The sequence below is a fragment of the Roseibium sp. genome (assembly GCF_050301095.1).
Lineage (GTDB): Bacteria > Pseudomonadota > Alphaproteobacteria > Rhizobiales > Stappiaceae > Roseibium.
In genome coordinates, this window is sequence record NZ_JBNKYW010000106.1 from 1 (window position 1) to 26,011 (window position 26,011).

24 protein-coding genes are annotated in these 26,011 nt (G+C 61.4%); 10 read left to right on the top strand and 14 right to left on the bottom strand.

The annotated features are described in order from the left end of the window. Both ACQY7U_RS09205 and ACQY7U_RS09210 read left to right on the top strand, forming a co-directional pair. Positions 1 to 812, top strand: an 812-nt coding sequence (locus ACQY7U_RS09205) for an ABC transporter permease (RefSeq protein ID WP_428643719.1), incomplete at its 5' end; no start/stop codon positions are given. 7 nt (positions 813 to 819) lie between these two features. Further along, positions 820 to 1,770 carry an ABC transporter permease gene (locus ACQY7U_RS09210; protein WP_428643721.1) on the top strand — a complete coding sequence of 317 codons (951 nt, stop codon included), beginning with the start codon at positions 820 to 822 and terminating at the stop codon, positions 1,768 to 1,770. A gap of 221 nt (positions 1,771 to 1,991) precedes the next feature. Here the strand turns inward: ACQY7U_RS09210 and ACQY7U_RS09215 are convergent, their stop codons facing one another. The 5 genes from ACQY7U_RS09215 to ACQY7U_RS09235 all read right to left on the bottom strand — a co-directional run bounded on the left by ACQY7U_RS09215 (position 1,992) and on the right by ACQY7U_RS09235 (position 8,490). Then, on the bottom strand, positions 1,992 to 2,789 hold the full coding sequence (locus tag ACQY7U_RS09215) for a FadR/GntR family transcriptional regulator (protein ID WP_428643722.1): 798 nt from the start codon (positions 2,787 to 2,789) through the stop codon (positions 1,992 to 1,994). A gap of 54 nt (positions 2,790 to 2,843) precedes the next feature. Further along, positions 2,844 to 3,854: an ABC transporter ATP-binding protein gene (locus ACQY7U_RS09220; protein WP_428643725.1), complete on the bottom strand. Its 1,011-nt coding sequence runs from the start codon at positions 3,852 to 3,854 to the stop codon at positions 2,844 to 2,846. Next, the gene (locus tag ACQY7U_RS09225; RefSeq protein ID WP_428643728.1) at positions 3,851 to 5,788 is read right to left on the bottom strand and encodes a dipeptide/oligopeptide/nickel ABC transporter permease/ATP-binding protein; all 1,938 of its coding nucleotides are present in this window, start codon (positions 5,786 to 5,788) and stop codon (positions 3,851 to 3,853) included. Before ACQY7U_RS09225 ends, ACQY7U_RS09220 begins: the two co-directional genes overlap by 4 nt. Beyond that, positions 5,788 to 6,732 (bottom strand): ABC transporter permease, encoded by a 945-nt coding sequence (locus ACQY7U_RS09230; RefSeq protein ID WP_428643731.1) that lies wholly within the window; start codon positions 6,730 to 6,732, stop codon positions 5,788 to 5,790. Before ACQY7U_RS09230 ends, ACQY7U_RS09225 begins: the two co-directional genes overlap by 1 nt. A 198-nt stretch (positions 6,733 to 6,930) precedes the next feature. Continuing rightward, a complete protein-coding gene (locus tag ACQY7U_RS09235) occupies positions 6,931 to 8,490 on the bottom strand; it encodes an ABC transporter substrate-binding protein (protein ID WP_428643733.1) in 1,560 nt (519 codons plus the stop codon). A gap of 145 nt (positions 8,491 to 8,635) precedes the next feature. Between ACQY7U_RS09235 and ACQY7U_RS09240 the strand changes: the two genes are divergently transcribed. Together ACQY7U_RS09240 and ACQY7U_RS09245 are read left to right on the top strand one after the other, a co-directional pair. Beyond that, complete coding sequence (locus ACQY7U_RS09240; RefSeq protein WP_428643736.1) at positions 8,636 to 9,898, top strand: Zn-dependent hydrolase; 1,263 nt, start codon at positions 8,636 to 8,638, stop codon at positions 9,896 to 9,898. A gap of 120 nt (positions 9,899 to 10,018) precedes the next feature. Continuing rightward, entirely contained in the window at positions 10,019 to 10,657 is a 639-nt protein-coding gene (locus tag ACQY7U_RS09245; RefSeq protein ID WP_428643738.1) for an MliC family protein, read from the top strand. Positions 10,658 to 10,920: 263 nt separating this feature from the next. On the opposite strand, the gene ACQY7U_RS09250 is transcribed toward ACQY7U_RS09245, so the two are convergent. The 4 genes from ACQY7U_RS09250 to ACQY7U_RS09265 all read right to left on the bottom strand — a co-directional run bounded on the left by ACQY7U_RS09250 (position 10,921) and on the right by ACQY7U_RS09265 (position 14,468). Next, positions 10,921 to 12,183, bottom strand: a complete 1,263-nt coding sequence (locus ACQY7U_RS09250) for a TRAP transporter large permease (protein ID WP_428643778.1) — start codon at positions 12,181 to 12,183, stop codon at positions 10,921 to 10,923. Between the two features lie 53 nt (positions 12,184 to 12,236). Then, a complete protein-coding gene (locus ACQY7U_RS09255) occupies positions 12,237 to 12,791 on the bottom strand; it encodes a TRAP transporter small permease subunit (protein ID WP_428643740.1) in 555 nt (184 codons plus the stop codon). 62 nt (positions 12,792 to 12,853) lie between these two features. Beyond that, positions 12,854 to 13,876: a TRAP transporter substrate-binding protein gene (locus tag ACQY7U_RS09260; RefSeq protein WP_428643742.1), complete on the bottom strand. Its 1,023-nt coding sequence runs from the start codon at positions 13,874 to 13,876 to the stop codon at positions 12,854 to 12,856. A gap of 13 nt (positions 13,877 to 13,889) precedes the next feature. Next, a complete protein-coding gene (locus tag ACQY7U_RS09265; protein WP_428643744.1) occupies positions 13,890 to 14,468 on the bottom strand; it encodes a gluconokinase in 579 nt (192 codons plus the stop codon). A gap of 132 nt (positions 14,469 to 14,600) precedes the next feature. Here ACQY7U_RS09265 and ACQY7U_RS09270 point away from each other — a divergent pair, with 132 nt between their 5' ends. Next, positions 14,601 to 15,614: a LacI family DNA-binding transcriptional regulator gene (locus ACQY7U_RS09270; RefSeq protein WP_428643745.1), complete on the top strand. Its 1,014-nt coding sequence runs from the start codon at positions 14,601 to 14,603 to the stop codon at positions 15,612 to 15,614. 49 nt (positions 15,615 to 15,663) lie between these two features. Here the strand turns inward: ACQY7U_RS09270 and ACQY7U_RS09275 are convergent, their stop codons facing one another. Beyond that, positions 15,664 to 16,149: an RNA polymerase sigma factor gene (locus ACQY7U_RS09275; protein ID WP_428643746.1), complete on the bottom strand. Its 486-nt coding sequence runs from the start codon at positions 16,147 to 16,149 to the stop codon at positions 15,664 to 15,666. 314 nt (positions 16,150 to 16,463) lie between these two features. On the opposite strand from ACQY7U_RS09275, the gene ACQY7U_RS09280 reads away from it, so the two are divergent. From ACQY7U_RS09280 to ACQY7U_RS09290, 3 genes are all read left to right on the top strand, one after another. Next, entirely contained in the window at positions 16,464 to 16,835 is a 372-nt protein-coding gene (locus ACQY7U_RS09280) for a hypothetical protein (RefSeq protein WP_428643748.1), read from the top strand. A 208-nt stretch (positions 16,836 to 17,043) separates the two neighbouring features. Beyond that, on the top strand, positions 17,044 to 17,454 hold the full coding sequence (locus tag ACQY7U_RS09285; protein WP_428643749.1) for a hypothetical protein: 411 nt from the start codon (positions 17,044 to 17,046) through the stop codon (positions 17,452 to 17,454). A gap of 132 nt (positions 17,455 to 17,586) precedes the next feature. Continuing rightward, a complete protein-coding gene (locus tag ACQY7U_RS09290) occupies positions 17,587 to 19,437 on the top strand; it encodes a vWA domain-containing protein (RefSeq protein ID WP_428643752.1) in 1,851 nt (616 codons plus the stop codon). A gap of 165 nt (positions 19,438 to 19,602) precedes the next feature. On the opposite strand, the gene ACQY7U_RS09295 is transcribed toward ACQY7U_RS09290, so the two are convergent. The 3 genes from ACQY7U_RS09295 to ACQY7U_RS09305 form a co-directional block, all read right to left on the bottom strand. Next, positions 19,603 to 20,349 (bottom strand): hypothetical protein, encoded by a 747-nt coding sequence (locus tag ACQY7U_RS09295; RefSeq protein ID WP_428643753.1) that lies wholly within the window; start codon positions 20,347 to 20,349, stop codon positions 19,603 to 19,605. Between the two features lie 243 nt (positions 20,350 to 20,592). Next, on the bottom strand, positions 20,593 to 21,063 hold the full coding sequence (locus tag ACQY7U_RS09300; RefSeq protein ID WP_428643754.1) for a hypothetical protein: 471 nt from the start codon (positions 21,061 to 21,063) through the stop codon (positions 20,593 to 20,595). Positions 21,064 to 21,153: 90 nt separating this feature from the next. Beyond that, positions 21,154 to 21,807, bottom strand: coding sequence for a response regulator (locus tag ACQY7U_RS09305; protein WP_428643756.1), 654 nt, complete (start codon positions 21,805 to 21,807; stop codon positions 21,154 to 21,156). Between the two features lie 53 nt (positions 21,808 to 21,860). On the opposite strand from ACQY7U_RS09305, the gene ACQY7U_RS09310 reads away from it, so the two are divergent. After that, the gene (locus ACQY7U_RS09310; RefSeq protein WP_428643758.1) at positions 21,861 to 23,840 is read left to right on the top strand and encodes an ATP-binding protein; all 1,980 of its coding nucleotides are present in this window, start codon (positions 21,861 to 21,863) and stop codon (positions 23,838 to 23,840) included. 16 nt (positions 23,841 to 23,856) lie between these two features. Here the strand turns inward: ACQY7U_RS09310 and ACQY7U_RS09315 are convergent, their stop codons facing one another. Then, the gene (locus ACQY7U_RS09315; protein WP_428643760.1) at positions 23,857 to 24,939 is read right to left on the bottom strand and encodes a YeeE/YedE family protein; all 1,083 of its coding nucleotides are present in this window, start codon (positions 24,937 to 24,939) and stop codon (positions 23,857 to 23,859) included. A gap of 130 nt (positions 24,940 to 25,069) precedes the next feature. On the opposite strand from ACQY7U_RS09315, the gene ACQY7U_RS09320 reads away from it, so the two are divergent. Beyond that, positions 25,070 to 26,008 carry an MBL fold metallo-hydrolase gene (locus ACQY7U_RS09320; RefSeq protein WP_428643761.1) on the top strand — a complete coding sequence of 313 codons (939 nt, stop codon included), beginning with the start codon at positions 25,070 to 25,072 and terminating at the stop codon, positions 26,006 to 26,008. Positions 26,009 to 26,011: the final 3 nt, after the last annotated feature.

A 26,011-nucleotide genomic window follows, 5' to 3' on the forward strand; every position in this document is an offset into this window, starting at 1 on the left:
TGTCGTCCTGCATCGCCTCGCACCTTGTCTCCGGCAGCCCCGCGCAAATGGCGCTGGGGGTGCTGCTGACCTTGGCGGCGGGCACCAGCTTTGGCCTGATGAACGGCTTGATCGTGGTCTATGGCCGTATCCAGCCGATCATCGCGACACTGGCCACCGGTGCAATCGCCATAGGCCTGGCGCTCCTGATCAGACCGAAGCCCGGCGGGAATGTCGACGACGACCTGAGCTGGGCGTTTACCAACTCGGTCTGGGACCTTGCCGACACTTATGGCTTTGCGGACGGCGGCGACGCGTGGTGGATACGCCCCTTTGCAGACATACCCGTGCCGTTCCTTCTTGTCGTTTTCGTTGCGGTTGTCGTCTGGGTGCCCTTCCGGCGCTCAGTTACGGGACGCACCGTCTATGCCATCGGTTCGGCAGAAGGGGCGGCCTATATGTCCGGTCTGCCGATCCACCGTGCCAAGATCGCAGCTTTTACGCTCGGCGGCTTTCTGGCGGCTTGCGGTGGTCTCTATCTCGCCATCCAGACGTCCTCGGGCAACGCGGATGTGCAACAGGCTGGTGCTTATACGCTCAATTCCATCGCTGCCGTGGTTCTTGGTGGAACGTCTCTGCTCGGTGGGGCGGGAAGCGCCATCGGCAGTCTTGTAGGGGCCATGATCCTGCGGGTGATCTCTTTTTATTTTCGCATCCTCGACATCGACCCGTTGCTGCAGCCTCTCATTGAAGGTGTCGTCCTCCTGACCGCAGTCTCCTTTGGTGCGTTTCGAACCTTGCGGGTTAAGAACACCCTCGATCTTTTCAGGTAGCCAGGCAATGCAGATTTCAATTTCCAACGAAAACCGGCCAATCGTCATCGCTTCCCTGTTCGTGGTGGCGATCCTGATCGCAGGTACAGCCTATACGCTGTCAACCACCGGAACGGTGCCGCTCCTTTCCGTGAACTATCTGCTGCAGCAACTGCAGACAGGTTCGTTTCTTGGTATCTGTGCTGCCGGCATGATGATGGTTATCCTCCTCGGGCACATCGACCTATCCATTCCCTGGACACTGACCGCTGCCGCGATGACCGCAACGGCGGTCGGCGGCGATTTGGCATTGCCGACAGCTCTTGCGGTCGGTGTCGCCGTGGGACTTCTCAACGGTTTTGGAGTTGCTTACCTCAGAATTCCCTCAATGATTTTCACACTTGGAGTCGACACGGTTCTGCGCGGCCTGATGGTTGCCCAGACGGGAGGTTTCGCCCCCCAAGACACTGCAACGCCCGCTATGCTTTTCCTTGCAAAGGAAAGGATACTCGGCATTCCCGCCGCCATCTTCGTCTGGGGCACCGTTTCCCTTGTAATCGCAGTGATCCTGACGCACACCGGCTTCGGCCGCTCTCTCTATGCAACCGGCTCGCGCGAGGGCGCAGCCTACCTTTCCGGTATCCGCACCAAGGTCGTCATCATCGGAGCCTTTGTCATATCCGGTGTCTGTGCTTCCATCGCAGGCGTGCTTCTGGCGGGATATTCCGCCAAGGCCTACCAGGGCATGGGAAACGCATTCCTGTTGCCGGCTATTGCCGCCGTTGTCCTTGGCGGCACACATATTCTCGGCGGCAAGGGCAGATATATTGGAACGCTCATCGGCGTCATTCTGATCGTTCTTCTCAACTCGGTTCTGTCGATCATGCAGATGCCAGAAGCCGGCCGCCAAATCATATACGGCAGCGTAATCATCGGTATGCTGCTGGTCTATGGACGCAATCAGCGCGTGACTTCGTGAATGAACAAAATGTCCTGTCCGCAGTGCGTTTTCCGCCACGAGCACTTCGCCAGGCTGATCCCCTAGAATGCAAGGATCAAGCTGCTACGAGGCCAGTGGTCCGAAACGCAACCGGCTTGTCATCTGCTCGACGACGTCGCTCGCGGCGATTTTCGTAAACGCCTGCAGAGCAACAATTGCACGGTGTTTCCGTATCCTGCCGAAAGCCGGCAGTAGCAGGCTTACGTCTCCGCTTCCCGGAGAGGCGGCCGTTCCCCTTGCCCGCCGCGCGTGCGGATATCGGCACGCTCAAGCATGTATTTTTCCGCCTCAGTCATATGATCGCGCATGACCTGCCGGCAGACCTCGGCGTCTCCCGCCTTGATCGCCCTGAGAAGACGCACCTGGTAGTGAAGCCCCGTTTCGCGCAAGGCCGGGTTGGGTTCCTTGTAGATCGACCGGCACACGGTCATGTCGCGCAGAAGGCTGAGCAGGAAGGTGCAGGTAAACGCCAGGATCGGATTGCCGCAGTGCCGGGCCAGTTCCTCATGAAAATCCAGCTCGGCGAGGCGCTGTGCGTATTCCTCTTCCGCCGTTTTGGGTTCATCCTCGTACAGGCGGATGCAGGTCTGCAGCGCCTGAAAAGCGGGTTCCGTCAGATTTCCCGCGACGGAAGCCGCCAGTTCGGGTTCCAGCTGTTTGCGCAGCGCATAGATGTCGGCAATGGTCGGCTGATTGAAGAGGAAGAGATTGTCCAGAAGCCGGATCGCCTCGCCCGGCTCCACCGAGGCAACGAATACCCCGCCCCCCGGTCCGCTGCGGGTTGATATCAGTCCCTGATATTCCAGAACCTTCAGGGCCTCGCGGAGCGTGCCGCGGGACACCTTGACCGCCTCGGGCAGCAGCCATTCGTTCGGCACCCGGTCTCCCGGCTGAAGACCTGCCTCGACGATCTGTTCGCGGATCTGCTGCGCGACCAGATCGGTCCGCCTCAGGCGCTTGCGGGATTTGGGGTCGACAGACCCTTCTGGAATTCTCATAGCCGGTTAATCTGTAAAGCCTTCTTCGTGCTTAAGGCATTAGGCCGCAAACTCCTATGCCTGCGTCAACGGATGATGGCAAGCCGCGAAATGTGCCGCCCCCATGCCCTCTGCCTCGTCCGGCGCAGGCCGGACCTTCAGGCATTTGTCACTCCTTCGGGAACACCTTGCGGCAAAGGCGCAGCCGGCGGGCGGGTTATACGGATCCGGCAGTTCCGCCGACGCGTCCTCCGACATCAGTTCATGCCTTCCCGGCGCCGGGGCGGAGCGCATCAGGAGCTCGGTGTAGGGGTGAAGCGGCCGCCGGAAGATCTCCTTCGCCGGTCCGAGTTCGGCCATGCGGCCGAAATACATGACGGCCACCCGGTCGCTCACGCTTTCCACCACCGAGAGATCGTGGCTGATGAAGATGTAGGTGAGGCCGAACTGTTCCTTCAGGGCATCCAGTAGGTTCAACACCTGCGCCTGAACCGAGACATCCAGCGCGGACACCGGCTCATCGAGCACGATCAGCTCGGGACCGGCCGCCAGAGCTCGGGCAATGCCGATCCGCTGGGCCTGACCGCCGGAAAATTCGTGTGGATACCGCTCCAGAAACTCCGGTGCCAGATTGACCGCCTGCAGCAGTTCCACCAGACGCTTCTCACGGCCTTTGGCATCAAGGCTGGTCAGGTGTTTCAGGGGTGCTTCCAGGATGGTCCGGATCGTCTTGCGCGGGTTGAGGGAAGCGACCGGATCCTGGAAGACGTACTGAACCTTGCTGGCAAGTGCATTGCGGTCTTTCCTGGCCAATTCGGCCAGATCCTCGCCGTCGAATGTGATCCGCCCCGACGTCGGCAGATCGAGCCCGACGACCAGACGGGCCAGGGTGGACTTGCCACAGCCGGATTCTCCGACGACACCAAGCGTTTCCCCTTTTCGCACATTCAGTGTCAGTCCCTGAACGGCATGGACCGCAGGATTGCGACCGCCAAAGAGCCTGCGCTCGCCGCCGAAAATCCGCTCGACCCCGGAGATGCTCAGAAGCTCATCGCCGCCTTGAGGGGACAGGCTCATCTCGTTCATGCGGAACCTCCGGTGTTCAGCGGATAAAGACAGCGCACGCCCCGCTCAACCGACGACATGACGAGGTTCAGATCGCCTGACCTGCAAGCTGGTTGAGCATGCGGACAGCGGTCGGCGAAGGCACAGCCTTCGGGCAGGTTGTCGACCACAGGCGGGCGCCCCTCGATCGCGTCCAGCCGCCGTTCCGGCTCGCCCAGCACCGGTACGCATTCGATCAGTTTCGCCGTATAGGGATGCTGCGGATTTTCCAGCACGTCGTCGGTCCTGCCCGTTTCGACGATACGGCCGGCATACATCACAGCAACCCGGTCGCAGAGCGCCGAGACGACGCCGAAGTCGTGGGTGATGAACAGGATCGCCGCATTCCTCTCCCGCCGCAGGCCGTTCATCAGCGTCAGGATCTGCGACTGCACGGTCACGTCCAGTGCGGTGGTCGGCTCGTCTGCAATCAGCACCTTGGCATCATTGGCAAGCGCCATGGCGATGCAGACCCTCTGGCGCATGCCGCCGGACAGTTCGTGCGGATAGGCCGAAAGCCGCTCCTTCGGGTTGGGAATGCGCACCAGTGACAGCAGCTCGATGGCCTTTTCGGTCACCTGCGCGGAAGAAAGCGGCTGGTGAGTGCTGATCGCCTCTTTGAGCTGATCGCCGACTGTAAAGAGCGGGTGCAGCGTGGAGAGCGGATCCTGAAAGACATAGGCAACCGAGCCGCCGCGCAGATCCCGGATACGCCTGTCGCTGGCGGCAAACAGGTCCTCGCCTTCCAGATAGGCGGCCCCGCCCGCGATCCGGCCCGGCGGCGTCGGCACCAGCCCCATGATCGACATGGCCGTGACGGATTTGCCCGAGCCGGATTCCCCGACGATACCAAGGCATTCGCCCTGCTGGAGGTTGAGGTCGACACCACCGACGGCCTTGTAGACAGACCCGCCTATCCGGAATTCCGTGCGCATCTGCCTGACGTCCAGAACACCGCCCTGTTCGGATGGTGCCGGGACAGCGGCCTTGCCCCGCTCGACCGCCGTGCGGGCGACCGGGCGGGTCAGCGACCCGGCGCGCAAACGCGGGTCGAGCACGTCACGCACCCCGTCTCCAAGGAGATTGATGCTCATCACCAGCGCGAAAATCATCAGACCCGGGATGATCGAGACATGAGGCGCGGTGAAGAGGATCTTGCGCCCCTCCCCCAGCATGGAGCCGAGATCGGCCTGCGGCGGCTGCGCCCCGAGCCCGAGGAAGGAGAGACCCGCCGTTTCCAGGATCATCCAGCCGACCGTCGTCGACATGGTGATCACGATGACCGGGAGCACATTCGGCAGGATTTCCAGGAACAGGATCTGCGCCGGAGACTTGCCGGAAAGCCGTGCGGCATCGACGAATTCGCGCCGCGACAGGCCCAGCGTGATGCCCCTTATGTTTCGGGCAAAGAACGGAATATTGACGAGCGCGATGGCGTAGAGCGCGTTGAGCAGCCCCGGCCCGAGCACGGCGACGATGGCAAGCGCCAGCAGGATGTAGGGGAACGCCATCACCATATCGATGCCGCGCATGATCACGGTGTCGACGCGGCCCGCCGCATATCCGGCAACGAGTCCCAGAAGGGACCCGAAGAAAGCCGCGATCAGCGTGGCGGAAATGCCGACGGCGAGCGAAACCCGCGTGCCCCAGATGAGGCGGGAGAGAATGTCCCGCCCGAGATGATCGGTGCCAAGCAGGTGGCCTGCCGAGAAGACCGGCTGCAATCGGTCAGCCGGTGCGGTGACATCAGGGTCGGCGAGCGGCAGCAAGGGGGCTGCCAGAGCCAGGACACAGATCAGCACCAGAACGATCAGCCCGCCGGTTGCCAGCGAATTGTTGAGAAGCAGGGCCAGTGTTCCGGGGCGCGCGGGCTTCTGCCTGGCCTTCGGGGCCGTGTTGAGAGCGGTGTCCGTCATCAGCGCAACCTCGGATCCAGAAGGGTCTGCGCCACGTCGGCGAGCAGATTGAAGAAAACATAGGCGGTGGCCACCACAAGCACCCCGCCCTGCACCAGCAGGAGGTCGCGGGTGGAAATGGCGGTCACCAGCATCGACCCGATGCCGGGCCACTGGAAAACGGTCTCGATATAGACCGCCCCGCCGATGACGAAACCGGCCTGGATGCCGATCACCGGCACGACGCCGACAAGCGCGGACTTGAAGGCGTGCTTGTAGATGACCTTGCGCTCGGACAGCCCCTTCGCCCGGGCGGTGCGGATATAGTCCTGGCGCAACACTTCCAGCATGGCGGTGCGCGTCAGCCGGGCAATGACCCCGGTCGCGACCACCGACAGCGTTAGCGCCGGCAGAGTCAGGTGAGAAAGAAGATCCGGCAGATCGCCGCCGCCGTAGATGGCGTACATGCCCGAGGCCGGAAAGAGGCGCAGGTTGACGGCGAAGATCAGGATCAGCAGCAGGCCGAGCCAGAACGACGGCGTGGAAATGCCGATCAGGACCAGAAAGGTGATGACCTTGTCCGCCCAGCCGTATTGGCGGACAGCGGAGACGATGCCGGCGAGCAGGCCGAAGACCGAGCAGAGGACAAGGGACGTTCCGGCCAGGATGAGCGTCGCCGAAAAACGCTCCAGCACCTCGTCCAGCACGGGGCGGTTGAGCGTATAGGACCTGCCGAGGTCGCCCTGGAACAGATTGCCGATCCAGATGGCGTATTGTTCAAGCAGGGTCTTGTCGAGACCGAGATCCTTGTTGAGCTTGGCAACGTTTTCGGGCGTCGCATAGGACCCGAGTATGGCGGTTGCCGGATCGCCGGGGATCATGGCCATGATCAGGAAGACGATGATGGTCAGCCCGAACAGAACCGGAATGGCAGCCAGCAGACGCCTGGCGATATAGGCAGCCAATGGTCTCTCCCTCGTTGTCTAACTTCTCCTCCCGCCGATCACAGAACCGACGTGAGGGCCAGAGTGCCGAATCCCCTGACGACTTCATCCTGAGGAGGTCTGTGGTGGTGAAAAAGCTGTTGCCGTAAGCACGCGCTCCACCACGACGGATACGAAAATCCCGGCAGATCTGGCGACCCGCCGGGAGATGTTTGAACCTTACAAGGGCTTCTTGACGTCCTGAAGCATCAGGAAGAAGGACGGTTGCAGCTTGAAGTTCTCAACCGACGCCTTGGTGACGGCGTTCTGCTTCCAGTTGGCCACGAACACCCAGGGCGCGTCCTCCTGGACGATCTCCTGCATCTCCTTGTAGAGCTTGGCGCGTTCGGCCTGGTCGGTCACTTCACGGGCCTTTTCCAAAAGCTCGTCCACCTTCGGGTTGGAATAGTAGCCGGAATTGAAGCCGCCCTTGTCGGGCATCGCCTCGGTCCTGAGCGCCAGGAACGGGAGCGTGTCCGGATCGTTGGTCATCCAGGCCATTTCCGCCATGCCCGCCTTGCCTTCCAGACCCGGGTTTACCTTGCCCAGGAAGGTGTTCCACTCGTAGGTCTCGATCTTGACGTTCATGCCGACCGCCTGAAGATCGGCCTGAATGGCCGTGCCCATGGCAACCGGATCAAGCATACCGGATCCGCCTTCGGTGACGTAGAAGGTGACTTCCTCACCGTTGTAACCGGCTTCCTTCAACAGTTCCCTGGCCTTTTCCGGGTCATACGGATAGGGCTGCAGGCTGTCGTTGTACGCCCAGGCGAAGGCCGGAGGCGTCGGCCCGGCGGCGACTTCCGCTGTCCCCTGCAGGATGTTTTCAACCAGCGCCTTCTTGTTGATGGCGTAGTTGGCAGCCTGACGGGCGGCCTTGTTGTCGAACGGAGCTTCCTTGGCGTTCAGAATCAGGAACCAGACATGGGGGCCGGCCTGTTCCAGGACCTTGAAGGTCGAATCGTCCCTGAACTGCTGCAGGCTGTCGGGCGGCACCTCGACCATCACGTCCAGGCCGCCGGAGAGCATTTCGGCTATCCGGGTGTTGGCGTCGGTGATCGGACGGTAGATCACCGCCTCAAGCTCCGGCGCGCCGTCCCAGTAGTCCACGTTCCTGACCGCGACGACCTTGGAGTTGGCGTCCCATGCCTCGAACCTGTAAGCGCCCGTGCCGGACGGATTGCGGCCGAAGTCCTTGCCGTGTTTCTTGACGGCCTCCGGCGATACGATCAGGCCGGTCGGATAAGCAAGGTTTGACAGGAACGGCGCATAAGGCGACTTGAGCTTGAAGGTGACGGTGTGGTCGTCGTCGGCGATCACCTTCTCGACCGTGGAGAAGAAGAACGACAGCGGGAACGGGCCGGTGTCGTGATAGGGATGCTCTTCATCCAGCATGCGGTCGAAGTTGAACTTCACCGCTTCGGCGTTGAACGGCGAGCCGTCGTGAAACTTCACGCCGTCCTGCAGCTTGAAGGTGTAGGTCTTGCCGTCATCCGAGATGGTCCAGCTTTCGGCAAGGGAAGGTTCGACCTCCAGCGTCCCGTCCTTGTAGCGGACCAGGCCGTCATAAAGGTTCACCAGAATACGGAAATCATTGACCGCGGTGACCGCTTGCGGGTCAAGCGACTTGGGTTCCGCGATCTGCCCCACCACCAGCACATTGGGCGGCGTCTGCGCTTGCGCCTGTGGCGCGAAGGCGAGGAAAGCCGAGGCGAGCGCCGCGGCGAGAATCTTTTTCATGACCATTCCCCTCATTGTTGCTGGCGATAATTAATCATGATTAATTGCATTTCTTCAACAATTATTTCATATTTAATTTCACCTGAGGGTTGCGACTCCAAGGTCAAAAACACGCTTAAGCGCTGAAATAAGGGGAGAAATTCGGATGCCGCAGCCTGTCGCCAGAATAAACCTGGAGCGCCTCAAAACGCTTCTGGAAGGGGTCAACGGTTTTGGCTGCAATCCGGATACCGGCGGCTACAGCCGCCCCGGTTTTTCCAAAGCCGACATGGATTGCCGCGCATGGTTCGCGGCCCGAATGCAGCAAGACGACCTGGCCGTTCGCACTGACGGGGCGCTCAACATTTTCGGCCGCTTCGGCCCCGGGGACGGCCCCTGCATTTTGGCAGGATCGCATCTCGACACGGTTGTCGACGGCGGCGCCTATGATGGTGCGCTGGGCGCCTGCGTCGCGCTGGAATGCGTGCTGGCCATGAAGGAGGCCGGCATCACCCCCGGCATTGCCATCGAGGTCGTTGCGACATCGGAGGAAGAGGGCCGCTTCGGCGGCATGCTCGGGGCGCAGGCCATGACCGGCATGGTCACGCCGGAGTGGATTGCCGGCGCCAAGGACGCCGACGGCACATACTTGATGCAGGCCATGCAGGAGCAGGGTCTCGATCCTGCCGCCATATTGGACGCCGCGCGCGAACCGGGCTCTGTCGCCGCCTTTCTGGAACTTCATATCGAACAGGGGCCGGTACTGGAACAGGAGCGGCTGCCCATCGGTATTGCCGACCGGATATCCGGGGTGTGTTATCTCGAGCTGTCCTTTTCTGGCGTCGCCAATCATTCCGGCACGACACCGATGAACCTGCGCGCAGACGCCTTTGCGGGCCTCGCGGATCTCGCTCACGCGGTGCCCGACCTGATCGCAGATCTTGGAACCGGCCAGAGCCGGATTACCATCGGCCATGTCACGCTCACCCCCAATCACCCGCATACGATCCCCGGCAAGGCGGTTTTCTCGGTTATCATCCGCGACACATCCGAAGATGTGATGCTAACCTTGCGGGAGACTTTCCTGCGGCAAGCCGAGCGCGCGGCGAAGGCGCACGGGCTCGGTATTGAATGCACCGAACGGAGCTGGCTGCCGCCGGTCCGGCTGGACGCGGATCTGGCTGACCGCCTGGAAAACCTGGCGCGGGAACACGGGCTTCCCGCAAGGCGCATGCCGTCCGGGGCAGGCCACGATGCCCAGACCATGCAGGCCTTCTGTCCGTCGGGACTGATCTTCGTACCGAGCCGGAACGGCATCAGCCACGCGCCGGAGGAACACAGCGACTGGCAGGATATCGAACAGGGCGCAAACCTCATGCTGCAAGCCCTGGTTGACCTGTCCGGTGGCAGCACGAAGAAATTGACTTAACGTCACCATGCTCATTAGATTCTGATTGCCACCTGCCCCGAAACCAGCGGGCCAGACCCAGGCTTCACCTGCAAACCCGCACTGACGTCCTTGAGGATGTAATCGGACCGGGAGTTTCGCATGACCAGAATTCTTCTTGCCCTGACGGCTGCTATCGCGGCCATCCTGCTGCCTCAGTCCTCGCTTTTTGCCCAGTCGGACAGCCAAGCCGTCGACGGACCCGCCTTTGATTGCAGCAAGGCGGAAAGCCAGATTGAGACCCTTATCTGCGAGGATGCCGACCTCGCCGCGCTCGACCGGCTGATCAATGCCCGTTTCGAGGAAGCTGTCGCCTCCATCAGAAAACTCGATGCCGGCGCGGAGGAGGCGGAAAAATCCCTGCGAGCTTACCAGCGCGGCTGGCTCAAGGGGCGAAACGACTGCTGGAAGGCAGACACCCCGAAGACCTGTGTCGAACTGGCGTACCAGCGCCGGGAGGGAGAACTCGTCGCCCAGAACATGCTGGAAAAACCGGTCGGCATGGCCCGCTGGCAATGTGGCGGCAATCCGGCCAACGAGGTCTACACCTTCTTTTTCGACACGGAACTGCCGAGCATCCGCATCGAATACGGCGACACGATCGATACGGGTTCGCTGGCGCCCTCAGGTTCCGGATCCAGATACGAGGCCAGCTTCGGACGCTCCTTCTGGAGCAAGGGCAACGAGGCTGTCTTCGACAATGGCGACGGGAACGAGCAGTCCTGCGAAAAGGTGGACTAACACCAACCGCAACAGACAAAATTGAGGCCACGGGTTTTCACCTGTGACCTCAGTGGTTGCCGAAAGTCCTCCGATCCTATCCTTGTCCCGGGCTGGTGTGGGATGACGCCGGGATCAGGATGCCTTGGGTCTTCGGTTCTTTGTTGCGACGGCAGATCTCGGCTCGTCTCCCCGGCTTGGCGCCTCAAGGGGTTAGGGCGGCGGGATCGGTCTGCCGGCGTTTGGAGGCCGCATGCAACCTGCATGCGGCCCAATTGTCAGGCCTATCGGCCGGTGATCCAGGGCGCTGCGATCAGGATGCCCACGGCCAGGATCTGCATGGCGATGAAGGGCAGCAGCGAGCGGAAGATCGTTGCCAGTGAAATGTCCGGCGGCGCCACGCTTTTCAGATAGAAGGCTGCTGGCCCGAAGGGCGGTGACAGGAACGACACCTGCATGTTCATGCAGAACAGCACCCCGAACCAGACCGGATCGTAGCCGAGGCTTTTGATGATCGGCACGAAGATCGGCATCGTCAGAAGCGCGATCCCGACCCAGTCGAGGAACATACCGAGCACAAACAGGATCAGCATCATGAAGAGCAGGATAATTGTCGGATTATCGGAGATTCCCGAAATCAGCACCGAGACGAACTTGATGCCGCCCATGAGGTTGAAGACACCGACGAGGGCACTTGCACCAATACCGATCCAGACGATCATGCCGACAGTCTGAAGGGTTTGCAGGGCCGCGCCCTTCAGCAGTCCGAGGGTGAATTCCCCGCGGACAATCGTCGACAGGATCACCCCGGCAACCCCGACCGCGGAGGCCTCGGTGACGCTGGCAACTCCGCCGTAGATGGACCCCAGGACACCGGCAACGACCGTCAGCGGCAGGATCAGTCCCTTGAGCAGGCGGAGCTTTTCGCCAACCGGCACGCTGTCTTCTTCCGGCACCGGCGCGAGCGCCGGGTTGAGGTGGGCACGGATCAGCACGTAGGCGACATAAAAGCCCGCCAGCATCAGCCCCGGCACGAAGGCCGCGGTGAAGAGATCGCCGACAGAGACATTGGCCGTAAGGCCGTAGATGATAAGAACGATGGACGGCGGCACCATGGTGCCCAGCGCCCCGCCCGCACAGACCACGCCGATGGCCAGATGCTTGTCGTAGCCGAGGCGGAGCATCTGTGGCAGCGCCACGAGGCCGAGCAGGACAACCTCACCGCCGATGATGCCACTCATGGCGGCCAGGATGACCGCGACGACGATGGTCTGAATGGCGATGCCACCCTTGAGCCTGCCGCCCAGCAGCCGCATGGCGTCGAACAGGTCGCGTGCAATGCCCGACCGGTCGAGGATGGCCGCCATCAGTACGAACATCGGCACCGACACGAACACGAAAGAGGACACGAAGGAATAGACGCGGCTGGTGATCAGCGGCACGACCATCGGCCCGAACCAGCCGAGGGCGAAGACCAGTGCGACGAGCAGGGTCACGAAGGCAAGCGGAATGCCGGAGACCAGCAGGCCGAGCAGCATCGCGAACATGAGCAGGGTGCCGCCCTCGATGCCGAGGCCCTGAAAGGAACCGAAAATATCTGTCACTTGCGCCCCCGGGCATAGTTTACGGCAAGCACCAGGAACTGGACCGCCATCATGGCCAATACACAGAAGAGGAAAATCTTGATCAGGCCCGGATAGACCGGATCCCAGGCGCTGCCGGACCGCTCCAGCCGGAAGCTGCCGTCGGGCCGAAAGGCCGCCCGCTGAACCATCAGCCATGAGGCCCAGGCAAAGATGATGCTTGCCAGCGCGCATATGATCGAAATCAGGATGTTGAAGACCCGCAGCAGCTGCTTGGGCAGGGAATCGTAGATGAGAACGACGCGGATATGCCGGTTTCTGGCCGTGCAGTAGAGACCGCCGTAGACGAAGGCCATGCCGCACAGGAAAATCGTCGTTTCATGCGCCCAGATCGTGGGAGCATTGAATACGTAGCGCAGGACCACTTCGTTGATCAGGATCAGCATCGACAGGACAATGCCGATGGCAAACACAAGGCCGAAGCGGTCGATCCAGTGGCCCAGCCATCCGGCCTCGGGAATGGCGCCCGCGATCTCTTCTTCTTCCCTGGCGAATTCGTCTTCGTCCGACATAGCTCCCCCCTTTCGAAAACGGGCGCCAGCGCGCCCGTTTTGATTGGTTCTGTTGTATTTGCTTACTGCATCAGGCCGTTTTCTTTGAGATAGGTGGTCAGGACGTCGTAGACCTTCTGCGCATTGGGCGAGCGCTCGGCGACCTTCTTCCACTCACCGGTTGCAATGGTGCGGAACTTGGCGCGCTCTTCCGCCGACCAGTCGGTCACGGTGATCTTGCCACCGGCCTTGGCTTCCTCGACCGCCTTCAGATCGCGTGCAGCGAGCGCAGCCACCTGGGCCTTGGCAAATTCCGCGACGCTCTCTTCCAGGGTCGTCTGCAGGTCCGCCGGCAGTTCGTCCCACTTCGCCTTGTTCATGGAGATCTCAACGAGCGGCATGGAGTGGAAGCCCGGATAGACAGGGAACTTCGCAACGTCGTGCATGCCCTGGGCCTGGTTTGTCGAGAAGACCGTGTAGTCGGCCGCGTCGATCACGCCCTTGTCGAGAGCGGTGAAGACCTCGGACCCCGGCAGGTTGACCGGAGCCGCACCGGCGGCTGCGAACACCTGCTGCACGAGACCTTCCGGCGCCCGCATTTTCAAACCTTTCAGGTCGTCGACGCCGTTAAGCTCCACCTTGGAGACGAAAGCCTCCAGGCCCGGCGTAGTGGCACCGATGAAATGCAGCCCGTAAGGCTCCACCAGTTCGTTCATCAGTTCCTTGCCGCCGCCATTGGCCATGAACTCGAACATCTGGTCCGGGGAAGACCACGCCCCGACCGGGTTGGCGATCAGGCCGAAGGCCGGATCCTTGCCCGAGAAATACGACGTGTCGGTGATGTGACCGTCCAGAATGCCACCGGCAATCGCGTCCTGCGTTTCATTGTGCGCCACAATGGATTCGACCGGCAGCAATTCGATCTCGACCCGTCCACCGGTCTTTTCCTTGACGCTTTCCGCCCAGCCCTGCTGCAGCTCGAAGTTGGGATTACCTGCCGGGTCCGACGACTGGAAGCGCAAGGAATAGTCCGCTGCGCTCGCGGAAGCCATCAGCGCACCGGCCGCAACGGCCGCCAGAGCGGTTTTGGTCAACATTTTCAACATGAGTTCCTCCCATTCAGGTGGTTGTGCCGTTTCTTTTTCCAACGGCGGTTTCCGCGGACAGACCAAACTGCCGCAAATGGTCCATCGCCTCAGCAACGAGAGTGTCGATGGGCAAAGAAATATCAAGCGTGAAGCCGGGCTCCGTTTCCTCCAGGGGCTCCAGCGTCTCAAGCTGGCTCCCTAGCAACGCTTTTCCGACGAAGTGCCCCTTCCGGTTGTTCAGCCTGTCCTCGATCAGGGCCTCCGGCCCGGTCAGGTGAATGAAGACGCAACCCGGCAAGGCCTTGTTCAACCTTTCCCGGTACACCCGGCGCAGCGCCGAGCAGGCAACAACGGCGATACCTGTCGTTGAGATCCGGCGAAGGGCAGCGGCTGCAACCGCATCCAGCCAGGGCATTCTGTCAGCTTCGGTCAAGGCAACGCCTGCAAGCATCTTCCGCTTGCTCTCTTCGTTATGGAAATCGTCCGCCTCGACCATTCCCACACCGAGCGCCTGCGACAACCTTCCGGCGAGCAGGCTTTTGCCGACACCGCAAACTCCCATCACGACCACCGCCGCGTTTGTGCCGATTTCAGCCTTTCGCACCTTCATGCCATTTCCCGGTTTCGCTCTTGTTGCTGCAAAGGTATATGGTAGCGCTAACATTTGTCAAACAGTTTTCTATGAGTTACCATCGGCAGAAGTGACAGGTTTCGGCTAAACATCTTGTAAAGGCTACATAAATTGAGACCGACAATTGCAGATGTTGCCCGCATTGCCGGTGTTAGCGCTATGACTGTTTCACGGGCATTGCGCGACCCCGACAAGGTATCGGCCAAGACGCTGGCCAAGATTCGGGATGTGGTCGACAGGCTTGGATACGTGCCCGATCCGGCCGCGAGCGCCCTGGCGGCAGGCCGTACCAACGTCATTGGCGTGATCGTGCCCTCGGTGACCAACAACGTCTTTTCGGATGTCATGCGCGGAATTTACGAGCAGGCGGAAGGTTCCAAATGGCAGGTTCAGCTCGGTAACTCGCGCTATTCCCCGATAGAAGAGGAGCGTTTGGTGCGCACGTTCCTGAGCCAGAAGCCATCGGGCCTGATCATCTCCGGTCTCGACCAGTCGGAAACGACCGCGAACCTTCTGAAAGCCGCCAATTGCAGGATCGTGCAGATCATGGAGTGCGGTCCCGATCCTTATGATCTGATGATAGGGTTCTCGCATTCGGACGCTTCAAGGGCCGCCACGAGACATCTGCTGGAAGCCGGTTACCGGCGGCCGGGCTATATCGCGGCCCGGCTCGACCCCCGAAGCCAGCGCCGCCTGCAGGGCTTTCAGGACGCAGCCCGGGAGGCCGGCGTCTTCGACCCCGCGCGCATCGTCACCACCCCTCGCCCCTCCACGGTCACGCTCGGCGGCGAACTGGTCGCGGATCTTCTTTCCAAGGCACCCGATACGGACTCCATCCTGTGCAACAACGACGACCTGGCGCTGGGCGCCATGTTCGAATGCCAGCGGCGGGGCCTGAACATCCCGCAGGACATCGGGCTTTGCGGTTTCAACGATCTTGAAATGATGGCCGCTGCCAATCCGTCCATCACCAGTGTCAGGACCTACCGTCTGGAAATGGGCCGGCAGGCCATGCAGATGATGCTGGGAGCCCTGTCGGGCAACGAGCCGGAAGAGGAAATGGTCGACCTGGGCTTTGAAGTGATTCCAAGGGAAAGCACACGTCGCCTGCCGGTTGATGCATAAAATCATGAGCTTTGACGCGAACGGCAGGCCGTGAAGGAAACATCCTGGATCACCCGCATTCTTCGAGAGCCCGCCGCGCCCGGTAAAGGCGGCTCTTGACGGTGCCGACGGCAACCCCCGTGCGATGGGCGATCTGGTCATGGCTCAGTCCTTCGTAAGCCCGCAAGTGCAGGACCGTACGTTCCACCGGCCGCAAACTTTCGATCCGCCTTGTGACGTCCTCCAATTCGGCATGAAACTCCTGTGGCGCGGCCAGATGGGTTTCCCGGTAGTGGTCCTGGACAGGCACATGCCACCCTTGCCGGAGGCGCTTGCGGTACTCATCCAGAAACGCGTTGCGGACAATGGCCCTCAACCAATGACGCATCCCGGCACCGGTCCGGAACCCGTCCCGGTGGCGCAGCGCCCTTTCCAGCGCGGTTTGCACAAGGTCGTCTCCGGCCTCCCGCGTTCCCGCAAGGCCCCTTGCATATCGCTTCAAACTCGGAATTTCCGCTTGCAATCCGGTCAGGAAGTCATCGGCTCGGCAGGTCATGGCGCGTTCCTTTCCAACACCCTGACCCGCAGGTAAGAATTGCTGTTCCGGTTTGCGAGTTCTTCGGAAAAACCCTCCTGAGAATTTGAGAATTCATGAATGAACAAACACAATGAAACACGAAAACTTTCCCTCGGATAAATTTTCCGAAGGATAAATTCACCCGGGACTGCCCTTCATTTTTTCGTGCACTTTTTTTTACTCGCCGCGATGGAACCAAACTCTCCAAACGGCGTATTTCCCCTTGTAGACCACGTGCCGCGCATCAACCGGTGACGGCTGACAAGCGCGCGCCCAGACTGAAGGAGAACATCATGAACAAGACCGGGAAATTGCTTTCCGCCCTGATGACCGCCGCGATGCTATCCGGCGCTTTTTCAGGCGCCGCAAGCGCGGAAAACGCCACTCACCTGCCGCCGGGTTCCGGCGACCTTAACGGCAACAACACCCTGACCCCGGCCCAGATGGCCGAGTTCAATGCCAAGGCCCTGCGTGCCGCGGCCAACCACAAGCTGCTGCTTCTTGAAGCCTCGGGCACCTGGACCGGAGAAGATCCGGTTTCGCTCGACCAGCAGCAAATAGACAACCGGAAAGCCTTGCGCGCCAAAGCCCGGCGCCCGTTGCTGTCACTTGCTCCCAAGGGCGACTGGAATGGTGACGACGGCAACCCGTACCCGAGCCGGTAGTTCGCCGGCAACCGACGTCCGGGCTCAAACCCGGCATCAAGAAAGGGCCGCGCCGCCAGCGCGGCCTTTCTTGCGTCCGGTCCTTTTCACACCGCCGGGTGCGAATGGGGTATCGACCCCATACAGTCCACGCGTCCGGTCTGCCACCTTTCTTTACATCGAGAAATCGATGCCCCGCTCGAAAGCAGAAACTGAAAGGACCAGAACCGTGAGACTTATTTCCAAATCCGCAACCGCCGCCGCCATCCTTGCTGTTGCAGGGGTCGCCTCGCTCGCCGCCGTCGCCCCGGCCTCCGCAGGCTTCGACATCTGCAAGAAGGTCAACATCACGGTGAAGAACAACACCGGCCAGCCGATCCAGTTGTTCGATCTGGATTACCGTGACCTCGGCTCCAACCGCTGGCGTTCGGAAAACATCAGCAACCGCGTCATTCCCAATGGCGGCAGCTACAGCGTGAAGCGCAATCTGGAAGGCGTCAACAATGCCAATACCTATGTCCGCGTCCAGTTCCGCAAACTGAAGTCCAACGGCCGCTGGGATCATTCCAAGTACTGGTACGCGGACAGCAACACCTCCCTGTGCCGGCGCGGTGCAAGCTACCGTATCGTCTTCCGCTAATCCGGATCATAGCCCGAAATGCCGCACCGCTCGCCGGGGCGGCATTCGCCTTCACCAGAAAGACAATTTCCAAAACTTCCGCTGACAAACGCCCCGAAGCAATGGCTTCGGGCGAACAGAAGGACTTGTCCCATGCTCAGCAAACATCTCCCCAAAGCCGTCCTGATCAGCTCCGCCTCGATCGTGACGATCGCCTTTGTCGCAGTGGCCTCCCAAACGGTCGACTGGCAGCAGCTTGCCCGCACGTTCGACGGCGCCACGACAAGCGGCCGGGTGCCCGCTCCAGATGACGGCAAGACCGTTGCCTCCCCCCCCGAACGCCGGGTCTCGAATGACAAAACGGTTTCGGCCCCGGTCGAAACCGACGCGTTGATTGAATCGGAAACCTTCATTGCCGAGGTCCCGGCACCGGCTCCGGCAAAGCAAAGGGTTGCGGCAGGCGAACAGAAGAGCCTGAACGATCAGGCCACCGGAGGCCTTATGTCATTGCACTCCGGCGCCGCTCCCCAGGGCGTGGTACGCCTGCAGAAGGCGGAAGAACTGTCGGCACCGGTGCTTCAGGAGCCGGACCGGGAAAAATTCGCGTCCTTTGAAGCCAATCCGCTGAAACGCACGAGCGCGGAACCGGTCTCAACTTTCTCGATCGATGTCGACACGGCGTCCTATTCCTATGTGCGCAGCACGCTCACCGGCGGGCGGCTGCCCAAGCCGGATGCAGTCCGCGTCGAGGAGATGATCAACTACTTCGACTATGACTATGCGGTTCCGGAGACGAAGGAGACGCCGTTTGCAACGCATGTCTCCGTTGTCGAAACCCCCTGGAACAAGCATACGAAACTGATGCAGGTCGGCATCCAGGGCTACAAGGTACCGCTCGCCGAATTGCCGCCGCAGAACCTGGTGTTCCTGATCGATACTTCCGGCTCCATGGCGGATGCGAACAAGCTGCCGCTACTTCAGCAGTCCTTCCGTCTGCTGCTCTCCTCGCTGCGAGACGAGGACGAAGTTGCCATCGTCACCTACGCCGGCAGTTCCGGAACGCTGCTGGAGCCGACGAAAGTCGCCGACAAGGCGCTGATCCTCGACAAGATCAACAACCTCACCTCGGGCGGCTCGACGGCAGGTCACGCAGGCCTCAAGGGAGCCTACGCGCTGGCGGACAAGATGACCGGCGACGGCGAACAGACCCGCATCATTTTGGCGACCGACGGGGATTTCAATGTGGGCCTGGCCGACACCGACAGCCTCAAGCGCTATGTTGAGGAACAGCGCAAGAAAGGCACCGCGCTCTCCGTCCTTGGATTCGGCCGGGGCAACTACAACGACGAACTCATGCAGGCCCTCGCGCAGAACGGCCAGGGCGTCGCCGCCTACATCGACACCCTGTCGGAAGCCCGCAAGGTGCTGGTGGACCAGGTGGTCAGCTCGATCTCGATGATCGCCCAGGACGTGAAGATCCAGGTGGAATTCAATCCGAACACTGTCTCCGAATACCGCCTGATCGGTTACGAGACCCGCGCGCTTAGAAACGAGGACTTCAAGAACGACAAGGTGGATGCCGGCGACATCGGTGCGGGCCACAATGTCACCGCGCTTTACGAGATCACGCCTGTCGGGTCACCGGCGGAGAAATTCTCGGACCTGCGCTACGACAAGCGGTTCGAGGAGGTCAACCCGGTCCGGGGTCAGTATTCCGGCGAGCTGGCCTTCGTGAAGCTGCGCTACAAGACCCCGGGGGAGACAAAAAGCAAGCTGATCGAAACGCCGGTCAACGCGGATACGCGCGGCATTCCGATCACTGAAACCCGCTTTGCCGCCGCCGTCGCGTCCTTCGGCCAATTGCTGAAAGGCAGCGACTATCTTGGTGACTGGGATTTCGCGGCAGCCGAAAATCTTGCCCGCGGCAACATGGGCGCCGACAGCCTCGGCTATCGCGCCGAATTCCTCACGCTCCTCCGCCTCGCCCAGGTCGCCCAGCGCTGACCAGACAGAGCCCTGAGAGGCACCGGCAGGTCTCTGATCTGCCGGTGTTTTGGTCTGTTTAACAGGGCTGTTCAGCATCAAGTAATACGGACCCCTCCTCGGGATGAGGGGAAGTTTGGTGGACCCCGGAGTTTTTTGTGTCCGACTGCCGAAAATCCGGAACTCCTACCGATCCCTGAGCCAGTCGACGGACACCTGCGTGCCGTCGGCATCGTTGAGGTCGAGCCGGCTTGAGAGGATGAGGGAAAGATCTCCCCTGCCGTCGGTCTTCCAGAGATAAAGCGTGTGCCTGGTCGGCTCGAAGCGGGCGCAGGCGGTGGCTCCGACATCGGCCACATAGCGCGGCGGTCCCACACGGCGGATGTCGAAGGCCTTGGCGCCGCTCGCTTCCTGAGGATTTGTCAGGCACACCGTCACCAGACGGGCATCTATGTCCTTGTCGAGGGACGCCGGGGAGGAAACCTTCGGTACCGAAAGCGCTTGCGGGGGCCGCGGCACGGCGACCCTCGCCGCGGGCGCGACCTCAAGATCGGAAAACCCCTCGTTGGCGGGAGCCTTGGTCGAGAGCCCCGATGTTTCAGCCTGTGGGACCGGTGCCGGGGCCGGTGCTGGTTCCGAGGCGAAGCTTTCCATCGGCTCTGACGCATCATCCTGCGGCGCCGGCTTGAAAAGGAGCCGTCCAAGGGAATTAAGCGGACTGCGCCGTTTCTCCTGTTTCTTATCTTCGGCGGTGTCCGCTTCCGCCCGGTCTTCCAGCAGCTTGTCGGCGGCTGGCGGTGCGGCCACTGCTTCGGTTTCTTCCGCTCCGGCGTTTGCCGCCGGCACCTCGCCTCTCTGGAAGCGGATGAGGTCGTTGCTGCCGCTTTCCAGAAATGTCGGCGCCGGTTTGTCGGCCGCCAAGGTAGAGGACACACCCCAAGCCGGAAGCAGACCTCCCATAAGAAGGCAAAGCGCTCCGAGACGGTATTTCGCTTGAGGGCTGGGCATCGGCTGTTCAACTGTCTCCGTGTTCGGCCGGATCACCGGCCTTGTGCGAGCGCCTGGCCGAACCATACGGCTGCTCAATCGGCCGGATCAAGATACCGGCTGCATCATTGCCCGCAAACCGGTCCCGGGGGACGGACCACCGCCTGTGGAGGGCTGGACCGGAACGTATCATTCAACCTTCGGCGCGGCTTCCGGCGTCAGGAACATGGCCGGCGGCGGCTTGCGCACCGTGCAGACGCCGCCGACGTTCTCGCCACGCGAACAAAGCGGCTTCACCTCCATGGCTAGCAATTGCCACGTCCCTTCGCTGGTACGGATGACGGTTCCCCGGTACACCTCGCCACGGACGCTATCGTCGAGATAGCCGGTTTTCCTGAGATCGACGCGGTAGCCGTTTCCATCCTTTCGTATCTTCAGGTCGAGTTCCGCGTTTCCTTCATCCGTTTCCGGATGGTTGCGGAGGAAGGGCAGCAGGACCTCGATAAAATCGGTGGAACCCGCAAGCCCGGGTGCAACCCGTATGTTTCGAAAACCGTCGCCGGCAGAGGTCTCATGGGCACTGCTCAGGCCGACTGCGGCAATCGTCCCAAGCGTGAAGCCGGTCAGGCAGTTCCGGCTGAATTCCAAAAAGGTTCGCATGGCAGTTCTCCCAGGTGTGAAGCTTGCTGCCATTGACGCATGTTTCCGCAAGTCCGGGCATGGGGCCGATCCCCCATTTGGAAACCGCGATCACAACTCCCTTGAGGGATCGATCATGCCTTCCTTGAGTGCCCGGGCCATCAGCTGAGGCACCGAATGCACATTGAGCTTCTGCATCAGGCTGGTGCGGTGCTTGTCGACTGTCTTGACGCTGATCCCGAGGCCCTCGGCGATTTCCTTGTTGGAGCGGCCTGCCAGGATCATGTTGAGTGTCTGCCGTTCCCTGTCCGTCAAAACAGGAGGTCTCGGTGTTTCTTCGAGGATCTTCAGGAAATAACCCGAAATATGCCTCTGGCCACGCAGGATGCCCGGCAGTTTTTCGTAAAACTCGGCATTGTCCGAGGCCTTGGAGAAGAGACCATCGACCCCGGCCTCCAGCAGATCGGAAATAAGCCCGACCGCGGAGATGCCCGTCAGCACGACAACCCGCGTCTCCTTCGACCAGCGCCTCGCCTCCACCAGAACCTCGACACCGCCCGCAAGCGGCATGGAGACATCGAGCAGCAGGAGGTCCGGCCGGTGCTTGCGGGTCTCGGCGATGGCACTGAGCCCGTCCGCCGCCTCGGCCACCACCTTGATGCCTTCCGGCTCTATCAGCCCGGGTTTTTGAAGAGCGTCCTTCAGACCCGACCGGACAATTGCGTGATCGTCTGCAATAATTGCATTGTATCTTTGTTCGTTCACGGCTCACCATCCGGCAGATGCAGTCCCGGCAAATCTGACATGCCTTTGAGGAAATGACCAGAATTCCGCACCTGTGGCTCCCCCTCCTCTTCTGTCTTGCACTCACCGGCCTTGTCCGGGCGGAGACCGTGAACCTGCAGCCGGGCCGGGGCGTCTCCGACCTGAAGCCCCATCTGGTCTATCTCAGCGATCCTTCCGCCTCCCTCGGCGATGTCCTGAAACGCTACCTGGCGGGCGGTTTCTCCCGCTCCCTGAAAGCCTCGATGCTGGACTGGAACTATGCACCGGAGGCCTGGGCGGCGGTAGAGATCTTCAACGCAACGCTGGATGACGGCCGCGCGCCCGATCCCCTTGTACTTACCGTCGACCTTCCGCTGGTGAGCGAGCTCGATGCCTATGTCATCCGGCAAAGCGGCTTTACGGAAAACCTGATCAACTACTCGATATTCGAGCCCTTCGAGCCGCAGGATCATTCGGTCACACGGCTGAGGACACCGGTCTTCACGGTAGCCCCGCAGGAGAAGGTCACGGTTCTGGTGAATTTCAAGTTCGGACCGTTCCAGTCCTTCAAGATGGCGCTCGAAACGCCGGCCGAGCTGGAAGCCTCCGCTTTTGCCTCCGGCATCACCCACACGGCCTTCTACGCCTTCACCATTTCCTGCCTGATCTTCTTTTTCGGTTTTCACCTGGCCATGAAGAACTGGATCGGGCTTCTCTTTGCCGTCCAGTTCAGTGTCGGCCTCGCCTTCATCGCCTATATCGATGGTCTCTGGTTCCGGTTCTTCTTCCCCGACAGGCCTGAATTCCAGTCTCCGGTCGGTTTCTTCCTGCTGTTTGCGCTGTCAGGAACGGGGTTCGTCATTGCCGGCCGTTCGCTGGCAGGCTCCGCCCGGGGCTCGCCGCTCTCGCGCGCCCTGACATCTCTCGCGCTCCTGTCCGCCGCCGGTTTTCTGGTCTCGCTCTATTCTCCCGGAACCTATGCAGCGCTTTTCGGATACGGACTGGTAGCGCTGATGTTCGCCGCGGTTTTCCTGGCCAGCAGAAGCTGGCGGGCACACGAGGGCGCAATTCATCTGGCGGGTCTGCTGATCTCCGCGCTCGGCGCGGTCTTCATTCTCTTGCTGATTGCTGCCGTGGTTCTGGGCATCCGCGCGGAGGTCCTGCCGGTCGCAACCGCCGTCAAGGGCTTGTTCTCCGTGCTCCTGATCGCGACCATGACGAGCCTGACTGCACATATCATCAACCTGCGCCGCAAACATGCCGACGCCGTGCGTGCCCAGATGGCGGCCCTGGAAGCGGAGGCAAAAAGCAGCCGCGACCTGTTGGTCGCCGAACGCAATTATACACGCGCGCAGGAACTGGCCCGTCTGCGCCAGCGCCAGCTCGCCACCGCTTCCCACGACCTCAAGCAGCCGATTGCGTCCCTGCGGCTCAGCTTCGAAAACCTGGCGGGTGAGCTGACCCCGGACGTCCGGCAGCGTCTGACGGAAGCCTTCGACTACATGGAGGCGCTCTCCGCCAGTTATCTGGAGAAGCCTGCCGGCGAAACGGAGGACGGCGGAAGCGACACGCCGGATCCGGCTGCCTCCGGAAGACCGGAAATCTATGATGTCTCGCTGGTGCTCGACACGGTCCAGCGCATGTTCGGCGAGGAAGCCGTCTCCAAGGGGCTCGAACTGCGCCGGATCAGCTCCAGCCGGAAGATCGACGTCGCGCCGGTCGTCGTCCTGCGCATTCTCAGCAATCTTGTGGCGAACGCGGTAAATTATACCGAACGCGGCAAGGTCCTGATCGGCGTGCGCAATCGGGGCGAGCGGATCGATCTCTGTGTTCTCGACACCGGCAAGGGCATGGACGAAAACGAGATCCGGTCGTTTTCAGAGGCCTACGTCAAGGGCGAAACATCCGAAGGGCACGGCCTCGGCCTTGCCGTCTGCTTCGATCTTGCCAGGGAAAACGGACTCACCCTCACTTGCCGATCCGAACGTTCAAGAGGCACCGGATTTTTCCTTTCCCTTCCGGCCGCCGGATAACGGACATTTTCGAACCTCATGGATTCTGTATGGCGGCTGCGTCCTGCGGCGCGCCGAAGCTTTCAAGCAACCGGTCCGTCAGGGCGGCGGACAACCAGATTCCGGTCAAGGCGATCCAGGCGGTCAGGGCAAAGATCGAGGCCCCTGTTATGCCCGCCCCGACTGCACAGCCGCCCGCCAGCATTCCGCCGAACCCCATGAGCGTTGCCCCGACCAGGTAACGGGCCATGGAGCGGCCGCCCTCAAAGCCCTGCAAGGCCAGTTCGCGTGTAAGGAAGGCGGCCAGAAACGAGCCGAGAAAAACGCCGGGCACCAGTCCGATGTCAAAATCGAGAAAAGTTCCGGGAGGCGAAAGAACCAGCATCAGGGTGTCCGCAGACGGGCCAGTAAAGGTCACCCCCTCCACTTGCACCGGCTCGAAGGCCTGCCGGGCCATCGCGGAGGTGAACCACCAGGCGAGCGGGATTGCCAGCCCCGCCGCGCAGGCCGTCGCCAGCTGCCAGAACGACTTGCGGCCCCGCCAGGCAAAGACCAGACCGGACAGAAGCCAGAACACACCAAAGGCGAACACAATGCCGGGTGTCAGGCCCAGATGGGCGGTCAGGTCATTGCCGCCGAGATCGACCGTGGTCCAAAGTCCCGCGAGCCATTCCCTCAGCGGTTTCAGAAGACCGCGCAGGCTGGCCTGGGCAACGACGGCGAAAACCAGGCCGGAAAGCAGGGCCCTGAGGTTGCCGGTCGCGGACAGGACCAGCAACCGGCTGGCGCATCCGCGTGCCAGAACCATGCCTGAGCCGAACATCACCCCGCCGATAAGCGCCCCCGACAGACTTTGCGGCGAAGCCAGCTGACGGGCCTCGTTGGCCTGGACTTCCCCGAAGTGGACAAGGAGCTGCGTTCCTATGAGGGCGGAGGAGAAGGTCAACAGCCACACAGGCAGGCGGTCTGCCCGCGCCCCGCGCGAAAACTCCAGCGCAGCAGCGCGCAGGCAAAACCGGCTTTGCTGCGCAAAGGCACCGAACAGCACGCCGACCGTCAGCCCCCCGAACGTCAGGAGCCAGGCTTCCGGAACCCGGTCGAGCAAAAACGTCAAATCCATTTCAGTCTCCTGCCATTCGTGCGGCCGACCGCCGTCTCGTCCTCAGATTTGCGCCATCGGCTGCATTGCACATTGACCTTTCTCAAGGAAACATAGATAAATTCAAAAGTTTGAATATGTGGAGTCGAAAATGCGGAAACCCGGATCTTTTGAATTGTCGAGGCGCAACGTGCTGCTGGGCGGACTGGCCCTGACAGGCACGGGTCTGGCCGCGTCCTTGCGCCCTGCCCTGGCGCAGGCGAGCCTTTCCCTTGGAGATCACGAGATCACCGTGTTTTCGGACGGGCACCTGACGCTGCCGATGAATTTCATCGTGCCGGATCAGAGCGAGGAAGACATCGCCGCCCTGCTCTCCCCCCACGGCATGGCGACGGATGTCCTGACACCGGACTGCAACGTGACGCTGTTGCGGACAGGCGACCGGGTGGTCCTTTTCGATGCCGGATCGGGCAGCAATTTCCAGTCGAGTGCCGGGCGGCTGCCGGCTCAGCTTGAGGAAGCCGGGGTGGACGTCGGCGACATCACCGACGTCGTTCTCACGCACGCCCACCCCGACCACCTGTGGGGCATTCTCGACGATTTTGACGATCCGCTGTTCCCGGAAGCCAATATTCTCGTACCTCAGGCGGAGTGGGACTACTGGCGCGCGGACGATACGCTCGCCAGGACACCGGAAGAACGCAAGAGCTTCGTGGTCGGTGCCCAGTCACGGTTCGAGGTTATCGAGGACCGTGTGACCATGATCAAGCCGGGACAGGAAGTGCTCCCGGGTGTCGAAGCCGTCGGAACGCCCGGCCACACGCCGGGCCATATGTCCTACGCGATCCACGCCGGCTCGGAGAGTGTTCTTGTCGTCGGGGACGCCATCGCCTACTCGGTGATTTCCGTGGAGAAACCTGACTGGCCGTCCGGATCCGACCAGGATCAAAACCTCGGGATCGCCACGCGCAAGATGCTTCTGGACAGACTGGCGGCAGACCGCTCGCGGGTCATCGGATACCACTTTCCCCATCCGGCCAGCGGCCGGATCGAAAAAACGGCATCGGGATACCGCTTTACCGCGTCCTGAACT

What these genes read in the sequence shown, in the direction of transcription:
- ACQY7U_RS09210 (WP_428643721.1), top strand. Translation starts at nt 820, where the DNA reads ATGCAGATTTCAATTTCCAACGAAAACCGGCCAATCGTCATCGCTTCC.
- ACQY7U_RS09215 (WP_428643722.1), bottom strand. Translation starts at nt 2,789, where the DNA reads ATGAGAATTCCAGAAGGGTCTGTCGACCCCAAATCCCGCAAGCGCCTG.
- ACQY7U_RS09220 (WP_428643725.1), bottom strand. Translation starts at nt 3,854, where the DNA reads ATGAACGAGATGAGCCTGTCCCCTCAAGGCGGCGATGAGCTTCTGAGC.
- ACQY7U_RS09225 (WP_428643728.1), bottom strand. Translation starts at nt 5,788, where the DNA reads ATGACGGACACCGCTCTCAACACGGCCCCGAAGGCCAGGCAGAAGCCC.
- ACQY7U_RS09235 (WP_428643733.1), bottom strand. Translation starts at nt 8,490, where the DNA reads ATGAAAAAGATTCTCGCCGCGGCGCTCGCCTCGGCTTTCCTCGCCTTC.
- ACQY7U_RS09240 (WP_428643736.1), top strand. Translation starts at nt 8,636, where the DNA reads ATGCCGCAGCCTGTCGCCAGAATAAACCTGGAGCGCCTCAAAACGCTT.
- ACQY7U_RS09245 (WP_428643738.1), top strand. Translation starts at nt 10,019, where the DNA reads ATGACCAGAATTCTTCTTGCCCTGACGGCTGCTATCGCGGCCATCCTG.
- ACQY7U_RS09250 (WP_428643778.1), bottom strand. Translation starts at nt 12,183, where the DNA reads ATGTTCGCGATGCTGCTCGGCCTGCTGGTCTCCGGCATTCCGCTTGCC.
- ACQY7U_RS09255 (WP_428643740.1), bottom strand. Translation starts at nt 12,791, where the DNA reads ATGTCGGACGAAGACGAATTCGCCAGGGAAGAAGAAGAGATCGCGGGC.
- ACQY7U_RS09260 (WP_428643742.1), bottom strand. Translation starts at nt 13,876, where the DNA reads ATGTTGAAAATGTTGACCAAAACCGCTCTGGCGGCCGTTGCGGCCGGT.
- ACQY7U_RS09265 (WP_428643744.1), bottom strand. Translation starts at nt 14,468, where the DNA reads ATGAAGGTGCGAAAGGCTGAAATCGGCACAAACGCGGCGGTGGTCGTG.
- ACQY7U_RS09275 (WP_428643746.1), bottom strand. Translation starts at nt 16,149, where the DNA reads ATGACCTGCCGAGCCGATGACTTCCTGACCGGATTGCAAGCGGAAATT.
- ACQY7U_RS09280 (WP_428643748.1), top strand. Translation starts at nt 16,464, where the DNA reads ATGAACAAGACCGGGAAATTGCTTTCCGCCCTGATGACCGCCGCGATG.
- ACQY7U_RS09290 (WP_428643752.1), top strand. Translation starts at nt 17,587, where the DNA reads ATGCTCAGCAAACATCTCCCCAAAGCCGTCCTGATCAGCTCCGCCTCG.
- ACQY7U_RS09300 (WP_428643754.1), bottom strand. Translation starts at nt 21,063, where the DNA reads ATGCGAACCTTTTTGGAATTCAGCCGGAACTGCCTGACCGGCTTCACG.
- ACQY7U_RS09310 (WP_428643758.1), top strand. Translation starts at nt 21,861, where the DNA reads ATGACCAGAATTCCGCACCTGTGGCTCCCCCTCCTCTTCTGTCTTGCA.
- ACQY7U_RS09315 (WP_428643760.1), bottom strand. Translation starts at nt 24,939, where the DNA reads ATGGATTTGACGTTTTTGCTCGACCGGGTTCCGGAAGCCTGGCTCCTG.
- ACQY7U_RS09320 (WP_428643761.1), top strand. Translation starts at nt 25,070, where the DNA reads ATGCGGAAACCCGGATCTTTTGAATTGTCGAGGCGCAACGTGCTGCTG.